Source organism: Aestuariivita boseongensis (assembly GCF_001262635.1).
GTDB classification, from domain to species: Bacteria; Pseudomonadota; Alphaproteobacteria; order Rhodobacterales; family Rhodobacteraceae; genus Aestuariivita; species Aestuariivita boseongensis.
The window spans coordinates 1-11,657 of the sequence record NZ_JXYH01000076.1; the positions used below are offsets into that span (position 1 = coordinate 1).

Annotated in this window: 10 protein-coding genes; 3 read left to right on the forward strand and 7 right to left on the reverse strand. The window is 53.9% G+C overall.

The features are described from left to right. A partial coding sequence (locus TR61_RS18480) for a class I SAM-dependent methyltransferase (protein ID WP_172677024.1) occupies positions 1-526 on the reverse strand: 526 nt, incomplete at its 3' end. Between the two features lie 329 nt (positions 527-855). On the opposite strand from TR61_RS18480, the gene TR61_RS18485 reads away from it, so the two are divergent. Further along, on the forward strand, positions 856-2,580 hold the full coding sequence (locus tag TR61_RS18485) for an adenylate/guanylate cyclase domain-containing protein (RefSeq protein ID WP_050932011.1): 1,725 nt from the start codon (positions 856-858) through the stop codon (positions 2,578-2,580). A gap of 94 nt (positions 2,581-2,674) precedes the next feature. Here the strand turns inward: TR61_RS18485 and TR61_RS18490 are convergent, their stop codons facing one another. From TR61_RS18490 to TR61_RS18510, 5 genes are all read right to left on the reverse strand, one after another. Then, positions 2,675-4,003: an adenylate/guanylate cyclase domain-containing protein gene (locus TR61_RS18490; protein ID WP_050932012.1), complete on the reverse strand. Its 1,329-nt coding sequence runs from the start codon at positions 4,001-4,003 to the stop codon at positions 2,675-2,677. Between the two features lie 134 nt (positions 4,004-4,137). After that, positions 4,138-4,824: a Crp/Fnr family transcriptional regulator gene (locus tag TR61_RS18495; protein ID WP_050932013.1), complete on the reverse strand. Its 687-nt coding sequence runs from the start codon at positions 4,822-4,824 to the stop codon at positions 4,138-4,140. Between the two features lie 397 nt (positions 4,825-5,221). Beyond that, complete coding sequence (locus TR61_RS18500) at positions 5,222-5,836, reverse strand: dimethylsulfonioproprionate lyase family protein (RefSeq protein WP_082182044.1); 615 nt, start codon at positions 5,834-5,836, stop codon at positions 5,222-5,224. 369 nt (positions 5,837-6,205) lie between these two features. Continuing rightward, a complete protein-coding gene (locus TR61_RS18505; protein WP_050932015.1) occupies positions 6,206-6,823 on the reverse strand; it encodes a hypothetical protein in 618 nt (205 codons plus the stop codon). A gap of 137 nt (positions 6,824-6,960) precedes the next feature. Further along, the gene (locus TR61_RS18510; RefSeq protein ID WP_050932016.1) at positions 6,961-8,292 is read right to left on the reverse strand and encodes an adenylate/guanylate cyclase domain-containing protein; all 1,332 of its coding nucleotides are present in this window, start codon (positions 8,290-8,292) and stop codon (positions 6,961-6,963) included. A gap of 302 nt (positions 8,293-8,594) precedes the next feature. Between TR61_RS18510 and TR61_RS18515 the strand changes: the two genes are divergently transcribed. Further along, positions 8,595-9,764 carry an alpha/beta hydrolase gene (locus TR61_RS18515; RefSeq protein WP_050932017.1) on the forward strand — a complete coding sequence of 390 codons (1,170 nt, stop codon included), beginning with the start codon at positions 8,595-8,597 and terminating at the stop codon, positions 9,762-9,764. A 148-nt stretch (positions 9,765-9,912) separates the two neighbouring features. Here the strand turns inward: TR61_RS18515 and TR61_RS18520 are convergent, their stop codons facing one another. Beyond that, positions 9,913-11,088, reverse strand: coding sequence for an alpha/beta hydrolase (locus tag TR61_RS18520; protein ID WP_050932018.1), 1,176 nt, complete (start codon positions 11,086-11,088; stop codon positions 9,913-9,915). A 137-nt stretch (positions 11,089-11,225) separates the two neighbouring features. On the opposite strand from TR61_RS18520, the gene TR61_RS18525 reads away from it, so the two are divergent. Next, positions 11,226-11,420, forward strand: a complete 195-nt coding sequence (locus TR61_RS18525; RefSeq protein WP_050932019.1) for a hypothetical protein — start codon at positions 11,226-11,228, stop codon at positions 11,418-11,420. Positions 11,421-11,657: the final 237 nt, after the last annotated feature.

An 11,657-nucleotide genomic window follows, 5' to 3' on the forward strand; every position in this document is an offset into this window, starting at 1 on the left:
TCAGTTGGGGAGGCTCAATCGCGTCTTGCTGAGATACATGTCGGCCGATGGCTTCTGCCAAGGCAACGAAGAAGCGGGGCGGTTCAGCCCAAATCGTCAGAAATACCCGTCCGCCGGGCTGAAGCACTCGGCGAATTTCCCTCAACGCTGCGTCTTCATCCGGGAAGAACTGGAACCCCTGCTGGCAAATTGCGACAGTGAAGGAGCCGTCGCGAAACGGCATGTCGGTCACGTTGCCAATGTGCCAACGGAAAGCGCCAGGTGCGTCGCTCGTAATGGATCGGGCTGTCGCGATCATGCCCTCGTTTAGGTCGATGCCGGTAATCGCCGTTTTTGGCGAGACGCACTCCCGCAAGACGCGGCTGACAATCCCGGTGCCGCAGGCGACATCCAGCACAACATCAGCATCAGAGACGTCGATGGATGCGAGCGTCGCCTCCGCCAGCGGTCGGAAGATCGCCCTTACTTTCTGTTGTTCGTAGGCAGCAGCTGCACCTTCAGCGAGCTGGAATGTGTCTCGTTCCATTTCTACGATTCCCTCTTGCAGATGCCCCCAAAGGCGAGTGCAGTCTACGGCAAACCCTACCCATTCCCCAAATGTCCGTTTTGTCCGCATCTCGGACATCGAGCCCGATCTAGGGATTGCCCGCTATCGGTAGAAGCGGACGTTCAGGCCGGAAAATGCTTTTCGCAAGCCTTGGATGACCGTTCAGGGCGCAACAGCGGTCACCTGACCGAAACCGTCAGATGACTGCTTTGAGCCCAAAGCGGCATTCTAATGATCGCGAACGACGCGATTCTTGAACTTTGCCAAAGCCTCAGGGTTCGCTAGGCTCCTGGTTGAAAGGGAGAACTATGGATCGAAAGCTTGCCGCAATATTCATTGCAGATGCCGTATCCTCCACCGCTGCCATGGAAAGGGACGAGGAACAGGCCGTCACCGACATTGCATCCCAATTGCAGTCCATAAGGATCGCTGTGGAAAGCAACAATGGGCGGGTTTTCAACAAGGCCGGAGACAGCATTCTTGCAGAGTTTGCCAGCCCTCGAAATGCGATATTGGCTGCGCTTGAGGGCCGGGCTCGTCTCGCCGCTCACGGAAACGCAGATGCCATGCGGTATGGTCTACATCTGGCCGATGTTCTTGTAGATGGTGAGGATCTACTAGGAGATGGAGTGAACCTTACGGCTAGGATACAATCAGAGGCTGCACCTGGCGACATACTTGTGTCCGATGCGTTTTTCTCCCAAGTCCGCCGAGCTTCGCCCTGCAAATTTGATCCGCCGGTTCAGCGTCAATTCAAAGGCATTTCTGAACCTATCGTTGTGTACAGGGTGAAAGAGCGGATGGATGCGCATTTGTATCAGGCAGATGCATCGAGGACCGATGTCACTGCTACACGTCGACCAAATTCTGTTGCAGTTGTGCCATTTCGAACATCGTCCTCTGCTGATGAGGATCAGACATTCCTTGCCGATGGTCTGGCGGAGGATTTGATACTTGAGCTGAGCCGCATCCAAGGTCTCTTTGTCGTTTCTCGAACCGCAGCCAACGAATTACGCGATCGCGACCCAGTAGAAATCGGTCGAAATGCCGGAGTCGGCTTTGTTCTGAGTGGATCAGTGCGGAAGATGGGTAATCGCGTCCGGCTCAACGTATCGCTGTACAGTGGTGATAACGGGTCAGTCATTTGGAGCGACAGAATTCAGCGCGATTTTCAAGAGTTGTTGGATGTGCTCGATGACGTAGTTGTCCGGGTGGCTTCAACTGTCTTCGGACGGATCGAGCAGGCGGAAATTAGAGCCGCGAAGCTTAAACGACCGGAATCGATGACCGCCTATGAGCATTATTTACGCGGGATGGAGCTACACCGGTTGGGTGGAGTAACGCTCGACAATTACCGAGAGGCTGTTGCTTGGTTCGACCGCGCGATCGCGGAGGACAAGAACTTCAGCCGAGGTTATTCGATGAAGGTCTGTTCCGCATCAAATCTGGATGATTTTGACTTTGATGCTGCGCAGAAAATGATCGAGAAGGCTCTGCGACTTGATCCGGAAGATGCCGATGCGCACCGCATTATGGGCAACATGCAACTGCGCATACACCGAGACTTCACCAAGGCGTACATTCATTATGAACGCGCCATGCAACTCGCACCAAACAACGCTCATATTGTCGGTTTGGTTGCAGCCTTTCACATATTTAACGGCGATCCCGAAATGGGCCTCGAGATGCTAGATCGCGCTGAAATCATGGACCCTTTTATTCCCGTTTGGATATTGGAGAACCGCATACGCGCCTACTTCGTGATGGGTAAATTCGACGAAATGCTAGCTTGCGCGCGTAGTCTCCCTTTCCAGACCCGGTGCTCACGCATCTACCGCGCAGTCGTGAGCATGAAGCATGGAGACGAACAGCGTGCGCGCCAGTTGATTGCAGCGACACTTGCAGACGATCCGAACCTGACTTCTGAATACGTCAGATTACAGGAACTGTACCGTGACGAGAACATCGTTAAGGAAATATTGGAACTTGCCGAGAATGCTGGTCTTGCCATGCCAGCCGGTGCTAGCGGTTAGCCGTTGACGCTGCCATACGCAACGACAGTTGCGTCCCGCAACTCAGCCGTTTACACAAGCCGTGGCGAATGTTTGCGTTGCGCCCGAAACTGACTCACTTCAATCTCGCGTGGCAGATCGACCATTGCCCGTCGACGCCCCGTAATTCATGAGCGCCCAGATTATCGAAGAATATGCCGGACCCGGCCACCAAATCGCGCACAGTTTGAGAAACTAGAACCTGCCCGGCGTCAGCCATCCCACCGATACGTGCGGCGATGTGGACAGCAATCCCGGATACGTCATCACCGGAGATAGTGCATTCCCCTGTGTGCACACCAATGCGGATTCTTAAGCCAATCGCGTCCATGGCGGATTGGATTGCATGCCCGCAGCGGATCGCACGTGCCGGGCCGTCGAACATTGCCAGGAACCCATCTCCAGTGGTCTTAATCTCGCGACCACCATATATCTCAAGTTGGTTTCTGACCTCGTCATGATGCGCAGCAAGAGTGTCTGTCCAGGCTCTGTCGCCGATTTCATGGGCGATCTTGGTCGAGCCAACTATGTCCGTGAACATGATTGTTCCAAGAATCCGTTCCTCAATCTGAACTCTATCTTGCCCCGTTACGAATTGCCTGACCTCAGCCAGTACACGCTCGGAAGTTTCGGTAAAGGGAACATGATCGTCCGCATCTATCTCAACCATCTGAGCATGTGGAATGTTCTCAGCCAGATAGCGCCCACTCGAACAGCTGACGATCTGATCACGACTAGAGTGAAGAATGAGGCTCGGAGCTTGGACCGAAGCAAGAATCGGCCTGACGTCAATCTCTAGGTTCATCCGCAGAAGAGCCAAGGCCGCTGAAGGAGAGGCCCCGCCTCTGAGAAAACGGGCCCACCAGTTACGGAACCTGGGGTTATCAGCGAGGCTGGGAATGCGCGCCTCTATATCGAGCGGTGTTCCCCATGCCGCACGAACCTTCTCCAGCAAGATGTTTACGTCCGCCTCTGAGAGCCCTTCTGTGTAACCTTCGTGTGCACGCCGGCTAGCGTAGCTGCCTGCCAATATGAGAGCCCGGGTACGTTCTGGATAGGTGGCCGCGAACAATACGCTCATGGGCCCGCCTTCAGAATATCCGAAGATTGTGGCGCTCTCTGAACCTACTGCATCCATTACAGCTCTGACGTCATCCATACGCTCTTCAAGCGTCGCAGCACCGTAACCCCTGTCCGAAAGACCTGTTCCGCGCTTGTCAAAAAGAATGACGCGACAAAAGCTCGAGAGCTCAGATAGGAAACGCGCAACAATCGGTTCGTCCCAAAAAAGATCGATGTTAGAGATCCAGCCTGGAACGAAGACGAGATCCTGCTCCCCATCACCAAAAACCTGATAGGCTATACTAAGCTCTCCGCTGAGTGCGTACCGAGTTTCGGGTCTCACAACCTACAATCCTAAACCTTTTCAGCTCACAATAGAATGATCGATGTAGTTTGACGAGATAAGGGGACGAAACTGGATCACGGTAGTTGGCTCGTGCATGCGCTGATAAGATGGGATGCCCTTTCAGGGGCGGGCTAGGAGGCAAAAGTATCTTCGGAAGCCTCGTTTTCAGAATAATTCGATTGCGCTTCAGTCTCTAGATCAGCAATGCGCATCAGAAGCTGGTTCTGGTTTTCAATCAGCCGGTTTGTTACCAATCTGGTAATCGCGAACCCGAATTCCGGATGCTCTCTGTATATGCGGAGGACAGTGGCGCGGTCGATTTGACAAAGCTTGGCGCCTGGTCCTGCCCGCGTTGTCGCTGTTCGCACGGCCCCCTCCGAGAACAGGCCGATCTCGCCAAAAATTTCTCCGGTTTTCAGGCTCTTCTTGAATTCCACGATTTGGACGGAGCCTTCCTGAATGTAGTAAAGTCGATCTGCAGGTTGGCCCTTCCTGAAAATAGTCTGACCTTCTTCTACATCCACGGTTTGCATGAAGGGTAGAAGCGCTTCAGCTGTGGGGTTTTGCCTGGTAGCCGACTTCACACGTCTGATTAGCGCGAAATGTTGCCACAGACGTAAGATGTTCATTGGAAGAAGAACGCCGTGCAGGATTAGAATGGGGAAGAGTTGCGCGCCAAGAGCGTAGCCAATGAAAGCCAGATTTGAGGCGATTGCAGCAACCCGAAGCCAGAGCAACGTCTTCATGCAAAAAGTGATGAAGACCAGTAACGATGCTGCGTATCCCAGTAGTTCAATTGGTTGCGACGCGATGTCCATCTTCGAACTCTGAGCCAACCCTTTGCGGAGCGCAACTGGCGAGGTAAAGCGCCGGCAAATCTACTGTGCGCAAGCAATGCTAAAGTCTCACGCGCAACCTTCATCGTATTTTGCCTTTTGGCTGAGCGTTTTGCGGATAGCAGTCATCCACCGGTCAGAAAAGCGTAACTGCCCACTTGGCCCGCAACTCGGTCATAGGCTCGATTCTTGCGAACGTCCCGTGTAGGTCGCAGCTGCTGCTCAGTCATGGGGCTGTGGGCCGCCGTTCAGTGACGTTTTTAACGGTGTCGCGCACCGGACGAGCTCTTCGAGCCCGACGCAGTCGGATACTCTAGGTCAAGCCACTCAAGCCAGCCTGAGCCTATGACCGCTCGCAACCATGTGAAGGCACGCTCAGTTATGCGATCAAGTCAGCTTCGAGAGTTTCGGTGAAAGCATATGAGTGCGTATTGATATCGCCACTCCAGCGCCAGATCGCGAGAAAGCCCGCCGCGCCAGTACGAAATGCATGTGGCATCAAACTTGGGTGGTGGATCATTGAACCAACCCCTCGCATCTGAGTGTCATCCCCGGCCGTCCAAAGCGCCTGCCCTGCAATTATGGCATAAGTTTCGTCGGCGTCGTGAAGATGCAACGGATAGTAGCTATTGGGCCTCATATAGACCAAACCTAACCTAACGTCTGGCGCCGGTATCGGCCCTTCCGGTCCCATCAGTGTCAAGACGCTTATCAAGGCGGCAATGTCCTCTTGGGTATTGCCTTCGACGGGGTTTGATCCCCAGTCCAGCAGATGCTGTGTTGCCAGGACTGAACGAGCCACAGGGTGAGGACTCTCAGCCAAGACTGCGCGTATGCCAGAATCCAGCGCGCAAGGTGCAACCGGTTCGAAAGCGATCGGAGATGGAGTTACTAAAAGAGTCTTCGCCGTATAAGATCCTTGCGGATTTTCTTCAGTCTCGTAAACCGCGGCGATTGCCGCTAGCATTTCTTGGAAATCATCGTTTTGTGCCATGACCTGCAGACTCCGAGTGACTGCGCAGGATTGACTAGTTTTCTTTCCTTAATCTGTGCGAAGAGCGACCAGTTCAGGTCGCAAACATTCTCCGACCACTCAAATAGGCGGCCCAGCTAATCGGCCGCTTTGTGTCCAAGGCAGTCATGCGAATGCAGTGAATTAGCTTGCCTAGGCTATCTATGTTGAAAAATCAGTGGTTCAGTCGGCACTCTACTGGCAACGGCAGCTTCGTCCGCGTTGCGGTCATTCATGGATCAACTGCGTGCGGCACTGCAGCGAATGGCAGCTTCGAGCCCATGGCGGACCTTTGCCAGATCGCATCACGCGACCGCCGGGATTGTTGTTTCAAAGCGTGGTCTAAGAGTTTCACGCCGCCCAGATATAAAGCCATGTAGGCAGCCACGGCTCTTCCCCAACCAATGAACTCCAGCCCGCCCATACGTAAGCTACCATCAACAGGTATGTTGTTGTGTTGGCAAACAGACAGGCCTTCTTCACCTGAAGCCGGTCTAAATTGGAAGATCGCTCAACAATCCAAAACTCAGTAAACCAAGAGATCAGAAAGTAAGGCACCAACAAAAGGGTCATAGCTAGAGGGATTTTCCAGTCTGGACCATTGAGGCCAATCCAAGGCGCGTTCAATAAAGTTTCCCAAACGTGCAGTAGGGTGGCGTCGGTCGGATTATCTAGCGGTCTGCCAGCCAGCGGGTTCAAACCTTGAAGGATCACTAGGACAAGCCAGGTAAGGGGTACCCCGATCAGCATTGATGCCAGATTGGCAATACCGGAAAGACGAACAGCATTTCCGAAGGCCAATGATAAGATTTTTGTTAAGAACGAGGCTTCGACAATTATAACGGGGAGGAGACTGAACACCATAAGTGGTGCAGTGAGAGACATCATGGGCAATCCAGCATTTGCCCAAGCCGCAGTTGGCAGCATCAGCAAGGTGAAACTGATCGCCAATGTATTCGAATTTCTCATATAAAGAATTCTCCAGTCTCCCCATCACCTGTCAAGGAACCCTTGCGAACGAAGAATAACCGTGCATCTGCCGCACAGAGATGCGGCCATTCAGTCAAAATCGGGCGACGTCTGCTAAGAGCCCAATGCGGTCACTATCAATCCAGCGCAAAGAGGGGCCAGTCGCCGGGAACACCGCGAAGCTGATGTGCTGGCAGTGCCTCGAACGGAAAGTCCGCGCCCAGCGACAAGTCTTTAACGGTCTGAGAGGCCAGAATTTGGCCCGGCTGCGCCAAATCCATGATCCGCGCCGCAACATTCACAGCAAGCCCGCTTAGATCGTTGCCACGGACTTCGCATTCTCCTGTGTGCAAGCCGGTTCGGGTCTGCAGGCCCAAGCGCGCGGCATCGGCTTGCAACGCAGATAAGCATTCAATTGCGCTTGTCGGGCCCTGAAATGATAGCAGATAACCGTCGCCTGTATGCTTGACTTGTTTGCCGTCATAGGAATTTAGACGTTTGGATACAAAGTGATCCAGCTGCTCCAGGACACTACGCCAGCGGTCATCTCCCATGCGCGCAAGATGTTCCGTCGACCCGACAATGTCCACGAAGGCAACAGTCTTCAGAGCTCTGTCTACAGTACGCGAACTCGTCTCCCCAGTGAGGAAAGATTGAATTTCACCGATCAGCTCATCCTGATCTCCATACCACACAATGTGGTCCTCGCCGGGCTGGATCTTCAGAACAGAGCCAGGAATGTGTTCAGCTAGGTAACGGGCATGATCCGTGCTGCACCAACGATCGCCCTCACGATGGAGAATGAGCGTTGGTACCTGGATAGACGAAAGCACTCCTCGATAATCAATGTCATAGTTCATTACTGCCAGTTTGCTCATTGCCCGAGGACTAGCCGCATAGCGAAAGTATGTATCAAGCCATTCAATAGCCGCGGGATCGTCAGCAATGCTTGGTGCGCCATCGATTGACGTCTCTTCACTTGCTTCAGTCGACATGTCGCTGAATGCATCAATTTCAGCCTGTAGCGCGTCAGGCTTCAGGCCGAATGGATAATCAGGATGCCATTTGTAGCAGGCGCGGCTGCCATTCAGCACAAGGTGACTGACGCGGTCGGGAAATGTGGCCGCAAAGACCGTTGAGATCGCGCCTCCCTCGGAGTTTCCAAATACAGCTACTTTCTTGCTGCCCACTGCGTCGAGAACCGCATTGATGTCCTGTGAGCGCTCTTCGAGGGTGGGGTAACCAACATCTCTGTCAGACATTCCGACACCACGCTTGTCGAAGAAGATCACACGCGCGAACCGGCTAAGCTTTGTGAGGAAACGGGCATAGTCCGGGCTTTCCCAAGCGTACTCAATATGAGTTGCCCATCCTTGTGCCCAGAGCAAGTCAATCGGCCCGTCTCCGAAGACCTGATAGGCGATGTGAATATCACCTGCTTTGGCGTAGTGTGTTTTGGGTCGCTGCATCCCTTCAATAATCAAGGAGCGTTCAATCGTGTCAACTTCACAAGTTGCACAAACATTCCGACGACCAATGGCAGCCTCGTCCGCAACTCGGTCATCGAGCTTGATCTTGGGAATGTCTGCTGTCGACAGAAGCGGACGTTCAGGCCCGAAACCGCGTTTTGACGGCCTTGGATGACCGCACAGCGCCCAACAGCGGTCACCTGACCGGAACGCTCAGATGTCTCCTTCGAGCCCTGAACAGACATCAAGAAAGGGTCCGACGCGGACTTGCCTGTGGAGCTTTAGAACGCTTTTAATCTACTATGATCTTTAGATTCGCCGATTGCAATCTGGACCCTGACAGACAAGTGCTGACGCGGCAGGGAAAAACGGTTTCAGTAGAACCGCAGGTCTTCGCCCTATTGCAACTGTTGGTCGAAAACCCTGACCGCCTAGTTACTCGAGACGAGATCGTCGATACTGTGTGGAACGGTCGGGTGATCTCTGAGAGTGCGATTTCTGCGCGAATAGCTGCAGCGCGGCGGGCTGTCGGCGATGATGGCAAGAAACAAAGAGTCATTCGCACCGTTTCTCGGCGGGGCCTACGGCTGGCTGTTCCGGTCGAGCAAAACCAAGCTTCGGTTGGTGCGCATGGCACGTCTGTCACGAAGGCTAGATATTGCACGGCAGATGACGGTGCTAGCCTAGCCTATGTGATCGGAGGTCAAGGCCCGCCCGTCGCAGGCATTGTTCACAACTTTACTGATATCGAACGAGAACCTTACTGGCCTGGGCTGGGCGAAGAATGGCAAGCCGTCATGGCACAGAATACGCTACTACGATACGATCCCCGTGGTTCAGGGCTATCAAGGCAGACCGTTAAGTCATTTGACCTTGATGAATGGGCAGAAGATCTGCGAGCGGTTTTGGACGCAGCGGGGCTGGAAAAGGTGGCCATTCACGCCAAGACAGCCGGTGCATTGGTTGCTTTGACATTCGCTGCACGACATCCAAACCGAGTTTCACGCATGGTCCTGACGGGTGGGTATGTCGATGGTCGTGTCAGGCGCTCTGGCGCGCCGCACGTTGCCGATCCAATTAGAGGGCTCCTTGCAGAAGGCTGGGACGATCCAAATGCCGTGTTTGTTTCGGCCTATATGTCTGCATATTTTCCCGATGGCCCGGATCATGTGGTCCGCAACCTAGCTGCCTACGCCCAAGGGAACGCTACTCGAGAATTTATCGTCAGATGGAGAGACGTATTCGACCGGGCTTCTGTCGCAAACCTCCTACCGCTTATTGACTGTCCAGTTTTGGTCATCCACGCTCGGCATGACCGCATCCATCCGTTGTCCGAGGCGCAGAAACTGGCAGCCGGAATCTCACGCTCCGAATTACTGGTTCTGGAATCTGGCAATCATTTTCCTCTCTATGGCGATCCTGGCTGGGACATCTACCTGAGCGCAATGCTGAATTTTTTGCGTGAGCCGTAGGTGAATTTGAGTGACATTAACTGGCCTCGCTAAATCATACCCAACGATCGTGAAACCGCTTCTCAGCCTCTAGCAGTCTTATTTGACAGTGAAGTTAATGCGCAGGTAGAAAAGGGGCCTTTCGAAGCATTGCTTGTCAGAAGACGCTTCATTCGGCCAGAAAATCAAGCAGCGTGTCCATATAGGTCTCCCACGCCGGCCCTCCAGGTAGTGGAAAATGGTTCGCGGTTTCAAGTACGACCAACTCGGCTCCGGGAATACCAGTTACAAGCTTCTGTGCTTCCGAAAGAGGATGAATGGCATCCTTCCGACCATGAAGGACCAATGTTGGACAGGAAATTAACGGCAACAGCTCCTCAACATTCGCGGCGTTGATCTGGTCGCGTTCGGCCAAAGCCTTGGATTGCTCCGATGCCTGAGTGAAGTAGCGGGCGTAATCCATTACATGCTCGGCCGGACCGTCAGGAAAGTAACTTGTCATCAGGCCGGCAGCGAAACCGATAGCATTCGGATCCCAACCTGACGCTATTAGTTGTCGCATCGGGTCAGGTCCCGGCGTGCGGGCCGTTCGTCCAGTCACATATCCGCCTATGATTGCGAGTTTCGTGACGCGATCTGGATATTGGGCTGCAATCTGGATAGCTCGAAAGCAGGCTCCGGAACGCGACATTAGTGCGAATTTCGAGAGCCCGGCGGCGTCTGCGACGGCGATCACGTCCTCGCCTGCCTTGATGAAATCGCGAGCGCTATCAACACTGTCACTTGAAGAAAGCCCTTGGCCTGCTGGATCGTAACGAATGAAGTTGTTTTGCGCGATGAGAGGGTCGAAGAAGCTACGTTCACATGGGATGGCCCAACTCAATTCGAGATGTGAAATCCCGCTTTCGACTTCTATGAGGGCAGAGCCGCTGCCATAACTAGCGTAGGCGATGGAATGTCCGTCGGGATTGCGGGTATATCGAATACGCTGAACATCGGATTGTCGGGACCTGACGGCATTTTCAGTTGACGACTCATTGATCTGAACCGTCGCCACCATCTGCAACCCGCGCCGCGCCAGCGTACGGATGACGGCCTGGCGCTTGCCGTCGTCCCCAACCGCCTTCCGCGCCGCCGCTATCCTTGCACTGATAGCGCTTTCCGATACGATCCGGCCGCCCCAAACTACCTCAATAATCTCGTCGCGCGTGACCACGCGTTCGGCGTTTTCGGCTAACAGCAGGATTAGATCAAAAACCTGCGGTTCGACGGCAACTGGTTCACCGGACCGTATGAGGGTACGTCGCGCATCATTCAGGGCGCAGTCGTCGAAGCGATACTCCATGATCTGAAGATTAACCCATGTCTTCCCTTCATTTCACGACGAAATCTAAAGGGAAATGCAAGGATATCGCAGGGTTTTCTTCAAGCGTGTCGCCCCGGAGTAGGGCACGTTGTGAACACTTGACGAGGAGATCCAACATGATGCCCGATACAAACATCGACCTTCTGAAGTACATTCCCGAGACTCATCGGCCTCTCACCGAGCATGAGCGCACGGCCATTGCGATGAAACGAGAGGCCAAACGAGCTGAGCGGACCAAGACTCTGAGTGTCTTGAGCCGCCTCATCGAAAGGCTTGGGCAATGGATTGAGGGGCGTCCTGCAAAGGTCTGATGAGTCCGCGCAGCAGTCACTCGTACGGTATGCGGCGAACGACGGCTTCGAGCCCAAACCGGAAGTGCTCCGTCCTTAATCTTCGCGGTCGCAGTATCAAAACAGCTCCATCCATGGGCCGCGGTGCGGCAAGATAAGCGGCCGTTGATGCATAGCGCAGCGACTTTTGCGACCTCGATGTCCGAGTTGCGGACGAAACGGACATTTTGTGCCACATCTGCTATTGTGCGTATCCAA